We start from the raw sequence: 15851 nt of genomic DNA on the forward strand, positions 1-15851 counted from the left end.
CTCTGTCAACGGGAGTTCACACTCCCGCGGTCCTTCGGGTCAGACCCTGATCGGCTCACCCTCGTCGTCCCGCGACGCCGCTCCCCGCGTCACGGCCTCGGGTGCCTCGTCGTGGGTGAGGTCGGGCATCCGGTTCAGCCACTTCGGCAGATACCAGTTGCGCTCGCCGAGCAGCGCCATCACCGCCGGGAGCAGCACGCCCCGGATGATCGTCGCGTCGATGAGCACCGCGGCCGCCAGGCCCACGCCCATCTGCTTCATGGACTGCATCGACAGCGTCCCGAAGATCGCGAACACGGCGACCATGATGACCGCGGCGCTGGTGACGACGCCGGCCGTGGTCACCACACCGTGCTGGATCGCGTCCTTCGTCGTACGGCCGCGCAGCCGCGCCTCGCGGATCCGCGAGACCACGAACACGTGGTAGTCCATCGACAGGCCGAAAAGGATCACGAAGAGGAACAGCGGCAGCCAGCTGACGATGGCGCCGACGCCCTCCGCGCCCACCAGCGACGCGCCCCAGCCGTGCTGGAAGACGGCGACCAGGATGCCGTACGCCGCACCCACCGACAGCAGGTTCAGCACGATCGAAGTGATCGCGATCGTCAGCGAGCGGAAGCACAGCAGCATCAGCAGGAAGGCGAAGACCACGACGAAGGCGAAGACCGGGACCACCGAGCCGACCAACTGGTCGTTGAAGTCCTTCGACATGGCGACCCCGCCGGTGACCGGCGCCTCGACGCCGTCGACCTCGCCGAGCGTGGCCGGCCGTACCTCGTCGCGCAGCTTGTCCAAACTCGCGCTCGCCTTGTCCATGTCGGAGCCGCCGACCAGCGGGACGTAGACGAAGGCGACGTTCTGCGCGTCGTGCAGCTTGATGTCGACCGGGCCGCGCGAGGCGCCCGAACTGATCGCCTGCTCACGGAAGTCGGCGATCGCGGACCGCACCTCGGGAGCGTTGATGTCATCGGCCCTGACGACCACCTCGGCGGGCTCGGAGCCGCCGGGGAAGGCGTCGTTGACGCGGTTGTACGTCTGAACGATGGGCAGTGAGTCGCCGAACTCCTGGTCCAGTGTGAGGTTCTGCGTCTTCATGCCGACCGCCGGAGCCGTGATCGCCAGCAGCACCCCGGCCGCCACGACGACGGAGACGAGGGGCTTGGCGAGCACGCCCTTGAGGACGGCCGTCCAGAACCGGCTCTCGGAGCCGCCGCCGCTCCGTTGACGGCGGCGCAGGAACGGAATCCGCCCCTTCTCCACGCGTCCGCCCAGCAGCGAGAGGAGCGCGGGCAGGACGGTCACGGACCCGACCATGGCGACCGCCACGACCATCAGCGAGGCCAGGCCCATCGCCTCGAACTCGGCGAGCCCGGTGAACAGCATGCCCGCCATGGCCACGCACACCGTGACACCCGAGACGATGATCGCGCGCCCGCTGGTGGCGGCGGCCACCCGCAGCGCGGTCTGCGCGTCCCGGCCGGCCTCCCGCTCCTCGCGCTCGCGGCGCAGGTAGAACAGGCAGTAGTCGACACCGACGGCCAGACCGACCAGCAGCATCACGGAGTTGGCGGTCTCGCTCATCGGCATCACATGGCTGACGATGCCCATCAGACCCATCGTCGCCATGATCGCGGTGATCGCGAGCAGCACCGGCAGCAGTGCCGCCACCAGCGCGCCGAAGGCGATCAGCAGAATACCGAGGGCCACGGGTACCGCCGAGATCTCGGCCTTCTTGAAGTCGTCCCCGAAAGCGTCGTCGAACGTCTTGTTCATGCTGGCGCCGCCGATCTCCTCGATCCGCAGCGACTCGTGGCCCTTCTGGACGTCCTCGACGGCCTTCAGGACCGGCTCCACCCGCTCGCCCGCCGTCTCGGCGTCACCGCGCATGTCGAACTGCACGAGCGCGCTGCGGCCGTCCTTCGAGATCGTGTCGGTCTCGTACGGCGATGTCACGTCCGTGACCTCACCGGTCGCCTCGACCGCCTTGACCACGGACTCGACGGCGGCCCGGAAGCCGGCGTCCGTGGCCTTGACGCCGCCGTCCGTCGCCTGGATCAGGACGGTCTCACCGGCCGGCTCGTCGATCCCGGCGTCCTCGATGATCGTGGCGGCGGTGTGTGTCTCACCCTTGAGCTGGTCGCTGTCCTTGACATCGACCCGGCCCGCGGCCGAGCCCAGCCCCATCGCCAGGACGACGAACAGCACCCAGATACCGACGGCAGCCCATCGGTGCCGGGCGCTCCAGCCGCCGGCCCGGGCGGCGATGCCCCGCACCCTTGTATCTCCGTTCCCCATGACGGGCTTGCCCCCTCGTCAGCGGCGACGGCCCCCTGCCGTCACCTTTCGTTTCGAAGGTATGGGCCGGATAAACGCATCTCGTCGTGCTGCCCGGTGAGGTGCCGTGGCCGGGACTCATCCCCCCGGACCCCGATGTCTCCGCACTGGGGAGGACCGTGGCCCCTTACATCTACCCGGAGTTCTCGGGGACGAGGACCAGGGTGTCCGGTCCCGGCCGGCCGTGCCGCCCTGCCATTGCACAACCTGTTGAATGAGTCACAGGTGCCCGTTCCGGTTGAACCCCGCCCCGCCGATCGGCCAGAGTTTCGCGCAGTCCGCCTCCACGCGGACGCGGCCGTCGTGCCCACCCCCACGGGGCACGACGGCCGCATAGGCTGAGCGGATGACGACGTATGCGGCGCTGCTGCGCGGGATCAATGTGGGGGGCAGCAGGAAGGTCCCGATGGCCGAGCTGCGTACGCTCATGGAGGGCCTCGGCCACGACGCCGTACGCACCTATCTACAGAGCGGCCAGGCCGTGTTCTCCAGCGGGCACGGCGACGCGGAGTCCCTCGCCGCGGAGCTGACGCGGGCCATCGAGAAGCACTTCGGCTTCGCCGTCGACGTGATCGTCCGCGACCACGCCTATCTGAAAGCGATCGCCGAGGCCTGCCCCTTCCCGGCCGCCGACCTCGAGCCCAAACAACTCCACGTCACCTACTTCTCCGCGCCGGTCGACGCGGAGCGCTTCGCCGAGATCGACCGGGCCGCCCACCTCCCCGAGGAGTTCCGGCTCGGCGACCGTGCGCTGTATCTGTACGCACCGAACGGCCTCGGGCGCTCCAAGCTCGCCGACATCCTGTCGCGCCCCCGGCTCAACAAGGGTCTGATCGCCACCAGCCGCAACTGGAACACCGTGGTCAAACTCGTGGAGATGACCGGTGACTGACTACGACTCCGCCGTGAAGACGGCCATCGACGGCGAGTTGAGGCTGCTGGACCCCGAAGTCCGCCGCTCGCCCGAGCTGCTCGGGGCGCTGCTCCACCCCGACTTCCACGAGTTCGGCGCGTCCGGACGGGTATGGGACCGGGCCTCGATCACCGCCGCCCTGGCGGCGACCACCGAGCCCGGGGCGCGGCCGAGCGTCACCTCCCGCATGAGAGGCGTCCGACTCGCGCCCGACCTCGTCCATCTCACCTTCGACACCGACAACAACGGCCGCCGCGCACACCGCAGTTCCCTGTGGCGCCTCACCGACCAGGGCGGGTAGATGTCATCCCCGGACCCTTGGCTCTGCCCCTGGAGCAAGGTCACCCCGGTTCCGCCAGCCGAGCCAGCTCGGACTCCGTCAGCCGTACGGCCCCGGCGTCGAGGTTCTCCTCCAGGTGTACGAGGGACCCGGTGCCCGGCGTCGGGCAGAGCACGGGGGAACGGTGCAGCAGCCAGGCCAGGGCGATCTGGCCGGGCGTCGCACCGTGCGCGGCGGCGATCCCGGCGCACACCGGATCCGACGTCAACGACCCGTTGCCCAGCGGGAACCACGGCAGGAACGCGATCCCGCGCGCCTCGCACAGCTTCAGCAGCGGCTCGGAGGAGCGGTCGAGGAGGTTGTAGCGGTTCTGGACGGATGCGATGTCGGTCAACTCCAGGGCCTGCGTGAGCTGTTCCGCGGTGACCGTGTCCAGGCCGATATGCCGGATCTTGCCCTCGGCCCGCAACTCGTCGAGCGCACCCAGCTGTTCGGCCATCGGGACGTCCGGATCGAGCCGGTGCAGCTGATACAGGCCGATGGTGTCGAGCCGCAGCCTGCGCAGGCTCGCCTCGCACATCGCCCGCAGCCGCTCGGGCCGCCCGTCGACGTGCCAGGCGTCGGCGCCGGTGCGGACGACGCCGCCCTTCGTGGCGATCAACAGGCCCTCGGAATAGGGGTGCAGGGCCTCGGCGACCAGTTCCTCGGCGATCGACGGCCCGTAGTTGTCCGCCGTGTCGATCAGCGTGACCCCGCGCTCGACCGCCCGCCGCAGCACCGCAGTCGCGTCCCGGGCGTCCGGGCGCGGGCCCCAGTAGCCGGGTCCGGTGAGCTGCGCGGTGCCGTAGCCGAGCCGCCGGACCGGCATATCCCCGCCGATCATGAAGCGTTCCTGGACCATTTGACGGAGAGTACACACGGCTGTGCGAGGCTCGTCCCATGCGCTACATCATCATCGGTGCGGGGGCGGTCGGCGGCGTCGTCGGCGGGCGGCTCGCGGGCTCCGGACACGAGGTGGTCCTCGTCGCACGCGGCGCGCACCACGCGGCCCTGCGGGACGGCGGACTGCGGCTCAGGGTGCCGGACGGCGAGTTCACCTACCGGCTGCCGACGGTCGACGGGCCGGCGGCACTCGGCGAACTGCGCGCCGACGACGTACTCGTCCTCGCCGTCAAGACACAGGACAGCGCGGCCGCGCTGCGGGCCTGGGCCCCGGCCCCGGTCGCGGGCGGCGGTACGGCGGCCCAGCGGCTGCCGGTCGTCTGCGCGCAGAACGGCGTGGAGAGCCAGCGGCTCGCACTCAGGCTGTTCCGGCGGGTGTACGGCGTCTGCGTCTGGCTGCCCGCGACCCATGTCGAACCCGGCGTCGTCAGCGCCGCCGGCACCCCGCTCACCGGCATCCTGCACCTCGGGCCTGTGTCGAAAGTGGCGCCTGCCGGCCGACGCCTGGCACGCCCTCTCGCCGCACCGGGCGAAAGCCCAAGTACGTCCGGTCCATCGACGGGGCCTTCCGCCCGACACGGCGAGAGCACGCACCGGACGCCGCCCGGCCCGCCCTTCGGGCCGACGACGCCACTTTCGACACAGGCCCTGGGCCGTCACCCCCACGGCACCGACGAGACCGCCCGGCTGATCGCCGCCGACCTGGAGAAGTCGCGGTTCGAGGCGCCGGTCGTACCGGACGTGGCCCGCTGGCAGTACGCCAAGCTGCTGGCCAACCTCGGCAACGCGATCGAGGCCGTCGCCGGACCGGTCGACGAGGCCGCGGCGCTGCTGGAGCGGGTGCGGGCCGAGGGTGCGACCGTGCTGGACGCCGCCGGAATCCCGTACGCGAGCGTCGAGGAGCAGCGCGAGGTGCGCGGCGACAAGGTCACCCTGGTGCCGCTCGACGGCGCCCCCCGCGGCGGCGGCTCCTCCTGGCAGTCCCTCAGCCGCGGTACCGGCACCATCGAGGCCGACTACCTCAACGGCGAGATCGTCCTGCTGGGACGGCAGCACGGCGTACCCACCCCGCTGAACGAGCTGTTGCAGCACCTCGCCGACACCTTCGCGCGCGAGCGACGGGCGCCGGCGTCGATGCCGGTGGGGGAGTTGGTGCGGCTCGCCGACGAGGCGCAGCTGTCCTCGTGAATGCGGTCAAGGTGAGGGTCAGGCGCCGACCGCTGACAGCATCGGCGCGCGCGCCGCGTCGTACCGCTCCAGCAGCACCCGCGCCACCTCCGGCGCCGGACCCAGCACATCGGCGAGGACATCCGCCCCGGCCGCGCCCCGTGCGATCCGGTCCGGCAGGAAGCCGGGGGCCAGGACGTACGGGGCCACGGCGATCTTCGAGCAGCCCAGGGAGCTGAGCTCCCGGACCGCGTCCTCGGTACGCGGGAGGGATGCGGAGGCGAACGCAGGCCGCACGGCGCACCAACCGGTGTGCCGCCACTCCCGCGCGATTTCTGCGATCACTGCGATCGCCTCCGGGTCGGTGGACCCCGCCGAGGCCAGTACGACCCCGGTCGAGGACTTGTCGGCGGGCGTCAACCCCGCCTCGTACAAACGCCGTTCGAGGGCCTGGAGGAGCAGCGGCGACGGGCCCAGCACCTCCGCCTGGCGGATCCGCAGCTGCGGCGGTGCGTCCCGCAGTACGGCGGGGATGTCGGCCTTCGCGTGGAAGGCGCGCGTCAGCAGCAGCGGCAGCGCGACCACATCCCGGACGCCCTCCGCCGCCAGGGACTCCAGCACGCCCTGCACGGACGGGATGTTGAAGTCCAGGAAACCGGTCTCTACACGTAGCTCCGGCCGCCGCGACCGTACCCGGCGCACCAGGGCATGGACGGTCGCGGCGTGCCGCGGGTCGCGGCTGCCGTGGGCGATGACGAGAAGGACCGGCCTCTTGTGCATGGGACTCAGCTCTTCACCAGGAGGCCGCGAGTGCGCAGCACCCACCGCTCCAGCGGGCTGAAGATCAGCAGGTCGATGGCGATGCCGACGAACAGGATGAGCAGGATCGCCAGGAAGACCGTCGCCATACTGCTGTTGGTGCGGCCCACCTCCAGCAGCTGGCCGAGGCCCACGCCCAGGTCCGGCGCCTGCGCGATGATCTCGGCGGCCATCAAAGAGCGCCAGGAGAACGCCCACCCCTGCTTCAGCCCCGCCACATAGCCGGGCAGCGCCGCGGGCATCACGATGTGCCAGGTGCCGCGCAGACCGGTCGCCCCCAGAGTCCGCCCCGCGCGCAGGATCAGCGGCGGCACCTGGTCGACGCCGGACACCAGACCGTTGGCGATCGACGGCACCGCGCCGAGCAGGATCACCGCGTACATCATCTCGGGCTTCAGGCCCAGCCAGATCACGGCGGCCGGCACCCACGCCACCGACGGCAGCGACTGCAGGCCGGACAGGATCGGGCCGATCGCCGCACGCACGAACTTCACCCGTGCCACCAGCAGGCCGAGCGGAGTGCCGATGACGAGGGCCAGCGCGAAGCCGAACAGGCCCCGCGAGACGCTCGTCCAGATGTAGTCGAGCAGCGTGCCCTTCAGCCATGCGTCCTCGACCTCTGCCCACACGGCACCGGGGGAGGGCAGCTTCGCGGGGTCGTCGACGATCTTCAGGGAGATCAGTCCCTGCCAGACGACCAGGACCACGGCGATCGCGATGATCGGCGGCAGGATCTTCTCGCGGAAGGTCTGCCGGAAGGGCGGCCGGCCGCTGAGCGAGGTCTCCAGCGCGTCGAGGCCCGCCTCGATGCTCCCGGGGTCCTCGGTCGTCTTCGTGTCAGTGCTGGCCATGTCGGCGGATCTCCCCACGCAGTACTTCGGTGATCTCGACGGACAGTTCCGCCACGGGCGCGTCCTCGATACGGCGAGGCTGCGGGATGCCGACCGTCCACTCGCGCGCGATCCGGCCGGGCCGGGACGACATCAGGATGACGCGCTGCGCGAGCCGCACCGCCTCACGCACGTTGTGCGTGACGAAGAGAACGGACACGCCGGTCTCCGCCCAGATCCGTGTCAGCTCGTCGTGCAGCACGTCCCGCGTGATGGCGTCCAGCGCCGCGAACGGCTCGTCCATCAGCAGCAGCCGGCTCTCCTGCGCCAGCGCGCGGGCCAGAGCGACGCGCTGGCGCATACCGCCGGACAGCTCGTGCACCCGCTTGCCGTGCGCGCCCTTCAGCCGTACGAGTTCGAGCAGCTCCTCGGCCTTGTCGCGCCGCTCGTTCTTCGCGACGCCCCTGAGCTTGAGGGCGAGTTCGATGTTCTTGCCCGCGGTCAGCCACGGGAAGAGGGCGTGCTCCTGGAACATCAGGGCCGGACGGCCGTCCGTCGTGATGGACCCGACGGTGGGCTCGTCGAGCCCCGCCACCAGGTTCAGCAGCGTGGACTTGCCGCAGCCCGAGGCCCCCAGAAGTGTGACGAACTCGCCGGGGGCGACATCGATGCTGATGTCGTCCAGCACGAGCTGCTGTCCAGCGGGGCCCGCGAACGACTTCGAGACGTGCTCGATCCGGGCGGCGTGTTCGGCCGTCGCGGTACCGTCGGCGGCCTTGGCGAGGGTCGTGGCCATGGTCGTCACCTCCTGGGAACTCATCGGGTCGTTCGGTCAGCTCGCGCCGAGACCGGCGTCGTCGACGGTGCTCTCGCCCTCGGCCTTGAGGACCTTGTTGAGCAGCGTGAGGTCGTAGATGCCGTTCAGGTTGGGCTTCTCCAACAGGCCCGCCTTGACCGCGTGCTCCGCCTCGGTGTTGAGCGTGGAGGCCAGCGGGTCATTGGTGAACTGGATCGACGTCCAGGCCGGGTCCAGGACGTCGGCCGGCAGCGCCTTGCCCGAGTCCGCCTCCAGCTGCTTGTTCGCCGCGGCCTTGGCCGCGTCCGGGTTGGCGTTGATCCACTTGTTGGCCTCGACCGAGGCCTTCAGCACGGCCTCGACGGCCTTCGGGTGCTCCTTGAGGAATTCCTGCCGCACGATGATGTTCGTGATCACGAACTTCTTGTCCGGCCACAGGTCCGCCTCGTCCAGCAGCACCTTGCCGCCCTCGGCGACCAGCTTGGACGCGGTCGGCTCCGGCACCCAGGCGCCGTCGATGGAACCGGACTTGTAGGCGTCCGGCGTCACCTTGTTGTCGGTGCGGACCACCGAGACATCGCCCTTGCCGCTCTCCGCGTCGACCTTCCAGCCCTGCTCCGCGATCCAGTTGAGGAGCGCCACGTCCTGCGTGTTGCCCAGCTGCGGGGTCGCGATCTTCTTGCCCTTGACGTCCTTCAGGGACTTGATCTTGTCCGGGTTGACCACGAGCTTCACTCCGCCGGACGCCGAACCGCCGATGATGCGCAGGTTCTTGCCGCTGGACGCGGTGTAGCCGTTGATCGCCGGGGACGGGCCGATCCAGCCGACGTCTATGGAACCGGCGTTCAGGGCCTCGATCTCGGAGGGGCCGGCGTTGAAGGGCGTGTACGAGGCCTTCGTGGCCCCCAGCTCCTTCTGGAAGAAGCCCTTCTGGTTGCCGACCAGCGCGGTCGCGTGGGTCAGGTTCCCGAAGTAGCCGATCCTGACGGAGTCGAGCCCGTCGATCTTCTCCGCCCCGGCGGCCACCTTGGAGGTGTCGTCGTCATCGGCCTGAGAGCCGTAACCGCAGGCGGCGAGGGTGAGGAGAGGGAGCGCGGCGATGACCACGAGTGTGCGACGTACGGCGAATGTGGCAGGCACGGGAGGTGTTCCTCTCGGAGGCCCGGCGGTCACGGTCTCTCAGGTCGTGGCCGGGAGGTCGGCAGGTTTTCGTCTACGGCGGTGGGGGGTGAGGGCGCGCAGGCAGTGCGCGTACGTCAGCACACACATCGGGCCACTCCGCCCTGTCCGCTGCCGAGGGCACCGCTGCCGACGCGGCCGCCCTCCTTCGCGAACATGGAGTAGAAATCGAGGGAGTTCATGGTCAGAAGTCCCACCCGTCGTCCTCGGACGCGTCCTTGACCGGCTCCGGAGACGCGAACGACTCGCCGACCATGCCCGCGGTGAGCGTGGTGCCGTCGTTCGGGTCGATCAGGATGAACGAACCGGTGCGGCGGGAGTCGGCGTAGGAGTCGACCGGCAGCGGTTCCGCGGTGCGGATCTTCACCCGGCCGATGTCGTTGGCGACGAGCTGTCCCGGGTGCGGGTGCAGGGACAGGTCGTCGAGCGTGAGCCGGGACGGGATGTCCTTGACGATCGCCTTGACTGTGCGCGTGCCGTGCTTGAGGAGCACGCGGTGGCCCACGGTCAGCGGGGCGTCGGCGACATGGCAGACGGTCGCCTCGATGTCCTGCGTGGTGGGCGGCGCGTCCTGGCTGGGCACGATCAGGTCGCCGCGCGAGATGTCGATGTCGTCCTGGAGGACGAGAGTCACCGACTGGGTGGTCCAGGCGACGTCGACCGGCTTGCCGAGCAGGTCGATACCGCTGATCTTCGTCGAACGGCCGGACGGCAGAACCGTGATCTGCTCACCCACGTGGAAGGAACCGGCGGCGATCTGGCCGGCGTACCCCCGGTAGTCGGGGTGCTCGGCGGTCTGCGGCCGGATCACGTACTGCACGGGCAGCCGGGCGTGGCAGTGGCTCAGGTCGTGGGCGACCGGCACCGTCTCCAGGTGCTCCAGCACGGTGGGGCCGCCGTACCAGTCCATGGTCGCGGACGGCTCCACCACGTTGTCACCGGCGAGCGCGGAGATCGGGATGGCGGTGACTTCGGGGACGCCCAGTTCGGTCGCGTACGCCGTGAACTCCTCGGCGATCGCGGCGAACACGGATTCCTTGTAGTCGACGAGGTCCATCTTGTTCACGGCGAGGACCACGTGCGGGACGCGCAGCAGCGCGGCCAGCGCGGCGTGGCGGCGGGTCTGCTCGACGACGCCGTTGCGCGCGTCGATCAGGATCACCGTCAGCTCGGCGGTGGAGGCACCCGTCACCATGTTGCGGGTGTACTGCACATGGCCGGGGGTGTCGGCGAGGATGAACCGGCGGCGCGGGGTGGCGAAGTAGCGGTAGGCCACGTCGATGGTGATGCCCTGCTCGCGCTCGGCGCGCAGCCCGTCGGTCAGCAGCGCGAGGTCGGGGGCGTCCTGGCCGCGGCTCGCCGAGGCGCGCTCCACGGCCTCCAGCTGATCCGTGAGGATCGACTTGGAGTCGTGCAGCAGCCGGCCGACGAGCGTGGACTTGCCGTCGTCGACGGAACCGGCGGTCGCGAACCGCAGCAGGGTCGTCTCCGACAGTTGCTCGACCGACAGCGTCTCGGTGGGTTCGGTGGTGGACATGGTTAGAAGTACCCCTCGCGCTTACGGTCTTCCATCGCGGCCTCGGACATCTTGTCGTCGGCACGGGTGGCGCCGCGTTCGGTGAGCCGGGAGGCGGCGATCTCGGTGATCACGGCGTCCAGCGTCGTGGCGTCGGAGTCGACGGCGCCGGTGCAGGACATGTCGCCGACGGTGCGGTAGCGGACCTGCCGCTTCTCGACCGTCTCGGTCGCCTTGGGCCCGCCCCACTCACCGGCGGTCAGCCACATCCCGGCCCGCTGGAACACCTCACGCTCGTGCGCGAAGTAGATCTCCGGAAGCTCGATCTCCTCGCGGGCGATGTACTGCCACACGTCCAGCTCGGTCCAGTTGGACAGCGGGAAGACGCGGACGTGTTCGCCGGGCGCGTGCCGGCCGTTGTAGAGGTTCCACAGCTCGGGGCGCTGGCGGCGCGGGTCCCACTGGGAGAACTCGTCCCGCAGGGAGAACACGCGTTCCTTGGCGCGGGCCTTCTCCTCGTCCCGGCGTCCGCCGCCGAAGACCGCGTCGAAGCGTTCGGACTGGATCTTCTCGGTCAGCGGCAGGGTCTGCAGCGGATTCCGGGTGCCGTCGGGACGTTCGCGCAGCACACCGCGGTCGATGTAGTCCTGCACTTCAGCGACATGCAGCCGCAGGCCGTGCCTGGCGACCGTACGGTCGCGGTACTCCAGCACCTCGGGGAAGTTGTGCCCGGTGTCGACGTGCAGCAGTGAGAACGGGATCGCCGCCGGGGCGAACGCCTTCAGCGCCAGGTGGAGCATGACGATGGAGTCCTTGCCGCCGGAGAACAGGATCACCGGCCGCTCGAACTCACCCGCCACCTCACGGAAGATGTGCACCGCCTCGGACTCCAGCGCGTCCAGATGGCTCAGGGCGTACGGGGTGTCCGTACCCTCCTGCGCTGTGACCACGGTCGTCATGCCAGTCCCCTCTCGGTGAGCAGGCCGTGGACCGCGGCCGCGGACTCCTGCACGGTCTGGTGCTGCGACTCGATGCGCAGGTCGGGCGACTCGGGCTCCTCGTAGGGGTCGTCGACCCCGGTGAGCCCGGACAGCTCGCCGGCGGCCTGCTTGGCGTAGAGACCCTTCACATCGCGTACGGAGCACACCTCGACCGGCGTGGCCACATGCACCTCGATGTACGGTGCCCCGCTGTCCTGGTGGCGCTTGCGCACCCCCTCGCGGCTGTCGGCGTACGGTGCGATCACCGGGACCAGGGCCATGACGCCGTTACGGGCCAGGAGTTCGGCGAGGAAGCCGATGCGCTGCACGTTGGTGTGCCGGTCCTCGCGGGAGAAGCCCAGGCCCGCCGAGATGAACTCGCGGATCTCGTCGCCGTCGAGGACCTCGACGCGGTGTCCCTGCGCGCCCAGCCGGCCGGCCAGCTCGTACGCGATCGTGGTCTTGCCGGCACTCGGCAGACCCGTGAGCCAGACGGTGGCTCCGGTCGTCACTTGCATCTCCTGGTTGCTCGAAGGGTCCGTCGGATCCGCGGGCCCGGTCACAGGTGCAGTCCGCACTCGGTCTTGGTCCGGCCCGCCCAGCGGCCGGCGCGGGCGTCCTCGCCCTCCAGGACACGGCGGGTGCAGGGGGCGCAGCCGACGGACGCGTAGCCGTCCATCAGCAGGGGGTTGGTCAGCACGCCGTGCTCGGCGACGTAGGCGTCCACGTCGTCCTGACTCCAGCGAGCGATCGGCGAGATCTTGACCTTCTGGCGCTTGTCGTCCCAGCCGACGACCGGGGTGTTCGCCCGGGACTCGGACTCGTCACGGCGCAGTCCGGTCGCCCAGGCCGCGTAGCTCTTGAGGCCTTCCTCCAGCGGCTGGACCTTGCGCAGCTTGCAGCACAGGTCGGGGTCGCGGTCGTGCAGCCGGGGACCGTACTGGGCGTCCTGCTCGGCGACCGTCTGACGCGGGGTCAGGGTGAGGACGTTGACGTCCATCACCGCCTCCACCGCATCCCTGGTCCCGATCGTTTCCGGGAAGTGATAGCCGGTGTCGAGAAACACCACGTCAACTCCCGGCAACGCACGGGAGGCCAGGTGCGCGACGACCGCGTCCTCCATGGAAGAGGTAACACAGAAACGGTTACCGAAGGTGCGGGCGGCCCACTGGAGAATCTCCAGCGCCGAGGCATCCTCCAGGTCACGGCCCGCCTGCTCGGCGAGCGCCTTGAGATCCTCGGTCGTGCGATCTTCCTGAACGGTGTTCATATCTGCTCTCCCCCTGCGTCGTTCGGTCGAAGCCCCCGGGCGAGCAGCCCGAGGAACTTCAACTGGAATGCGCGGTTGCACGCCGCGCATTCCCACGCGCCGTGGCCCTGCTCGCTGGGACGAAGGTCCTCGTCCCCGCAGTAGGGGCAGTAGAAGGGGGCCGCACGCTCGCTCATGAGAGGGACTCCTCACTGGCCCGCGAGGCCCAGGCGGCGAACCGCTCGCCCTCCTCGCGCTCGGCCTCGAAGCGCTTGAGCACGCGCTCCACGTAGTCCGGCAGCTCCTCCGACGTCACCTTCAGACCGCGGACCTTGCGGCCGAAGCCGGCCTCCAGACCGAGCGCGCCGCCCAGGTGTACCTGGAAGCCCTCGACCTGCTCGCCCTGGTCGTTGAGGACCAGCTGGCCCTTGAGACCGATGTCCGCCACCTGGATACGGGCGCAGGCGTTCGGGCAGCCGTTGAGGTTGATGGTGATCGGCTCGTCGAAGTCCGGGATCCGGCGCTCCAGTTCGTCGATCAGCGAGGCGCCGCGCGCCTTGGTCTCGACGATGGCGAGCTTGCAGTACTCGATGCCGGTGCAGGCCATGGTGCCGCGCCGGAAGGGCGAGGGATGCACCGTGAGGTCCAGCGCCTCCAGGCCCTCGACCAGCGACTCGACCTGCGCCTCGTCGACATCGAGGACGAGCATCTTCTGCTCGGCGGTGGTCCGCACCCGGCCCGAGCCGTGCGCCTCGGCCACCTCGGCGATCTTCGTCAGGGTGGCGCCGTCCACGCGGCCCACACGGGGGGCGAAACCGACGTAGAAACGGCCGTCGTTCTGCCGGTGCACGCCGACGTGGTCGCGCCAGCGCTCCACGGGCTGGGCGGGCGCGGGGCCGTCGACGAGCTTGCGCTTCAGGTACTCGTCCTCCAGGACCTGGCGGAACTTCTCCACGCCCCAGTCGGCGAGCAGGAACTTCAGCCGGGCGCGGGTGCGCAGCCGCCGGTAACCGTAGTCGCGGAAGATCGAGATGACGCCTTCGTAGACGTCCGGGACCTCGTCGATCGGGACCCAGGCGCCGAGGCGCTGGCCGATCTTCGGGTTGGTGGACAGGCCGCCGCCGACCCAGACATCGAAGCCGGGGCCGTGCTCGGGGTGGTTCACGCCGACGAACGCGATGTCGTTGATCTCGTGCGCCACGTCGAGGAGCGGCGAGCCGGAGATCGCGGACTTGAACTTGCGGGGCAGGTTCGAGAAGTCCTTGTTCCCGACGATCCGGCGGTGGATCTCCTCGATCGCCGGGGTGCCGTCGATGATCTCGTCCTCGGCGATACCGGCGACGGGCGAACCGAGGATCACGCGGGGCGTGTCACCGCAGGCCTCGGTGGTGGACAGGCCGACCGCCTCCAGGCGGTTCCAGATCTCGGGCACGTCCTCGATCCGGATCCAGTGGTACTGGACGTTCTGCCGGTCGGTGATGTCGGCGGTGCCCCGGGCGAACTCCTGCGAGATCTCGCCGACCACGCGCAGCTGCTCGGTGGTGAGCCGGCCGCCGTCGATGCGGACGCGCAGCATGAAGTACTCGTCGTCCAGCTCCTCCGGCTCCAGGATCGCGGTCTTGCCGCCGTCGATCCCGGGCTTGCGCTGGGTGTACAGGCCCCACCAGCGCATCCGGCCGCGCAGGTCGTTGGGGTCGATCGAGTCGAAGCCGCGCTTCGAGTAGATCGTCTCAATGCGTGTCCGCACATTGAGACCGTCGTCGTCCTTCTTGAACTGCTCGTTGCCGTTGAGCGGGGTGTGGTGCCCCGCCGCCCACTGGCCCTCACCGCGGTGACGGCTCACCTTGCGGCGTGGAGTCGCGGCGGCAGGCTTCTGCGGGGTGGCGGCCATGGTTTTTAAGTCCTTCGGACAGGCGGGAAGCGGCTCTGACCCGCGCATACAGCGCATGGGTATAGGTGCGCGACATTGCGCGGGAAATTCTGATGGAACGGGGAGATGTCGGCGCGGCCTCGGCTCTCAGCGGGCCGGACAGATGGCGCTGGACATGCGGCCGAGGTCGACGTGCCGCCGACTCACCAAGGCAATTCCAGTTCCAGACATGACGGAAGCGTGTCACGGCGATCTGGACACAGTCCAGCTTCGTCCATCATGCGGACATCCGAGTCTCGCATCGTGGGACGTGGGTGGTGTCGGTCACATGGCCCGAAGCGGCTGGTGTCCGCCCAGGTCAGACAGGGTACGCCCCAGGCCAGGGGCCCGGCGTGGCCGCCTCCGGCTCCTCCTCGACCCTGGTGTCGAAGAGAGTGAAGCCCCGGCGCCGGTAGTTGTCCAGCGCGAACTCGCCGTCCTTGCTGCATGTATGCAGCCACACCCGCTTGGTCTGCGCCAGCCCCGGCCAGCGGTCCGCGAGATCCCAGGCACGGGCGGTGCCGTACGACAGCAGGTGCCCGCCGATCCGCCGTCCGCGGAAGGCCGGGATCAGCCCGAAGTACTCGATCTCGACGACCCCGTCGTCCTGCGGGCCCAGCTCCACATACCCCGCGGGCGTGCCCCGGTCGTAGGCGACCCACGTCTCCACGCCCGGCCGGTCCAGATGCTTCAGCCACTGCGCGTACGTCCAGCCGAGCCGGTCGATCCAGAGGATGTCACCGCCGACGGACGCGTACAGGAACCGGCTGAACTCGGGCGAGTGCACCTCGGCGCGCACGACCCGTACATCGCCCTGCGGGGCTTGGGCCGGAAGGAGGTCGGTGGGTGCGGTCTGTTCCAGGGACCAGGTGGTCACGGCGATGTTGGGCATGTCGGTCAGGGAATCATCCGGGTGGGGGCCTTGTCGATCGCCTGC

17 protein-coding genes are annotated in these 15851 nt (G+C 69.8%); 3 read left to right on the forward strand and 14 right to left on the reverse strand.

Translation table 11 applies throughout. The annotated features are described in order from the left end of the window. Positions 1–39: 39 nt before the first annotated feature. Complete coding sequence (locus KCH87_RS04805; protein ID WP_210584392.1) at positions 40–2295, reverse strand: MMPL family transporter; 2256 nt, start codon at positions 2293–2295, stop codon at positions 40–42. Positions 2296–2680: 385 nt separating this feature from the next. Here KCH87_RS04805 and KCH87_RS04810 point away from each other — a divergent pair, with 385 nt between their 5' ends. Together KCH87_RS04810 and KCH87_RS04815 are read left to right on the forward strand one after the other, a co-directional pair. Then, entirely contained in the window at positions 2681–3226 is a 546-nt protein-coding gene (locus tag KCH87_RS04810; RefSeq protein ID WP_210584394.1) for a DUF1697 domain-containing protein, read from the forward strand. Beyond that, a complete protein-coding gene (locus KCH87_RS04815) occupies positions 3219–3548 on the forward strand; it encodes a DUF4440 domain-containing protein (RefSeq protein ID WP_210584396.1) in 330 nt (109 codons plus the stop codon). Before KCH87_RS04810 ends, KCH87_RS04815 begins: the two co-directional genes overlap by 8 nt. 40 nt (positions 3549–3588) lie before the next feature. Here KCH87_RS04815 and KCH87_RS04820 read toward each other — a convergent pair whose 3' ends face one another. After that, positions 3589–4428 carry an aldo/keto reductase gene (locus KCH87_RS04820; RefSeq protein WP_210584398.1) on the reverse strand — a complete coding sequence of 280 codons (840 nt, stop codon included), beginning with the start codon at positions 4426–4428 and terminating at the stop codon, positions 3589–3591. A gap of 38 nt (positions 4429–4466) precedes the next feature. On the opposite strand from KCH87_RS04820, the gene KCH87_RS48850 reads away from it, so the two are divergent. Next, positions 4467–5657 carry a ketopantoate reductase family protein gene (locus KCH87_RS48850; protein WP_247195708.1) on the forward strand — a complete coding sequence of 397 codons (1191 nt, stop codon included), beginning with the start codon at positions 4467–4469 and terminating at the stop codon, positions 5655–5657. Positions 5658–5675: 18 nt separating this feature from the next. Here KCH87_RS48850 and KCH87_RS04835 read toward each other — a convergent pair whose 3' ends face one another. From KCH87_RS04835 to KCH87_RS04890, 12 genes are all read right to left on the reverse strand, one after another. Continuing rightward, complete coding sequence (locus KCH87_RS04835) at positions 5676–6416, reverse strand: sirohydrochlorin chelatase (RefSeq protein WP_210584400.1); 741 nt, start codon at positions 6414–6416, stop codon at positions 5676–5678. A gap of 5 nt (positions 6417–6421) precedes the next feature. After that, positions 6422–7306, reverse strand: a complete 885-nt coding sequence (locus tag KCH87_RS04840; RefSeq protein ID WP_210584402.1) for an ABC transporter permease — start codon at positions 7304–7306, stop codon at positions 6422–6424. Then, the gene (locus KCH87_RS04845; RefSeq protein WP_210584404.1) at positions 7293–8081 is read right to left on the reverse strand and encodes an ABC transporter ATP-binding protein; all 789 of its coding nucleotides are present in this window, start codon (positions 8079–8081) and stop codon (positions 7293–7295) included. The genes KCH87_RS04840 and KCH87_RS04845 overlap by 14 nt, the downstream gene beginning before the upstream one ends. 36 nt (positions 8082–8117) lie before the next feature. After that, the gene (locus KCH87_RS04850) at positions 8118–9221 is read right to left on the reverse strand and encodes an ABC transporter substrate-binding protein (RefSeq protein WP_210584406.1); all 1104 of its coding nucleotides are present in this window, start codon (positions 9219–9221) and stop codon (positions 8118–8120) included. A gap of 223 nt (positions 9222–9444) precedes the next feature. Further along, positions 9445–10797 carry a sulfate adenylyltransferase subunit 1 gene (locus KCH87_RS04860; RefSeq protein WP_210584410.1) on the reverse strand — a complete coding sequence of 451 codons (1353 nt, stop codon included), beginning with the start codon at positions 10795–10797 and terminating at the stop codon, positions 9445–9447. 2 nt (positions 10798–10799) lie between these two features. Continuing rightward, complete coding sequence (gene cysD, locus KCH87_RS04865) at positions 10800–11735, reverse strand: sulfate adenylyltransferase subunit CysD (RefSeq protein WP_210584412.1); 936 nt, start codon at positions 11733–11735, stop codon at positions 10800–10802. Next, positions 11732–12274: an adenylyl-sulfate kinase gene (gene cysC / locus KCH87_RS04870; protein ID WP_210584414.1), complete on the reverse strand. Its 543-nt coding sequence runs from the start codon at positions 12272–12274 to the stop codon at positions 11732–11734. The genes cysD and cysC overlap by 4 nt, the downstream gene beginning before the upstream one ends. Before the next feature lie 41 nt (positions 12275–12315). After that, entirely contained in the window at positions 12316–13026 is a 711-nt protein-coding gene (locus KCH87_RS04875; RefSeq protein WP_210584416.1) for a phosphoadenylyl-sulfate reductase, read from the reverse strand. Beyond that, a complete protein-coding gene (locus KCH87_RS04880) occupies positions 13023–13202 on the reverse strand; it encodes a hypothetical protein (protein WP_210584417.1) in 180 nt (59 codons plus the stop codon). Before KCH87_RS04880 ends, KCH87_RS04875 begins: the two co-directional genes overlap by 4 nt. After that, a complete protein-coding gene (locus KCH87_RS04885; protein ID WP_210584418.1) occupies positions 13199–14896 on the reverse strand; it encodes a nitrite/sulfite reductase in 1698 nt (565 codons plus the stop codon). Before KCH87_RS04885 ends, KCH87_RS04880 begins: the two co-directional genes overlap by 4 nt. Positions 14897–15022: 126 nt before the next feature. Beyond that, positions 15023–15106: a putative leader peptide gene (locus KCH87_RS50690; RefSeq protein ID WP_310591794.1), complete on the reverse strand. Its 84-nt coding sequence runs from the start codon at positions 15104–15106 to the stop codon at positions 15023–15025. A gap of 127 nt (positions 15107–15233) precedes the next feature. Further along, on the reverse strand, positions 15234–15806 hold the full coding sequence (locus KCH87_RS04890) for a GNAT family N-acetyltransferase (RefSeq protein ID WP_210584419.1): 573 nt from the start codon (positions 15804–15806) through the stop codon (positions 15234–15236). Positions 15807–15851 lie beyond the last annotated feature (45 nt).

The sequence above is a fragment of the Streptomyces sp. GESEQ-35 genome, assembly GCF_017948485.1.
In the GTDB taxonomy this organism is placed as follows: Bacteria; Actinomycetota; Actinomycetes; order Streptomycetales; family Streptomycetaceae; genus Streptomyces.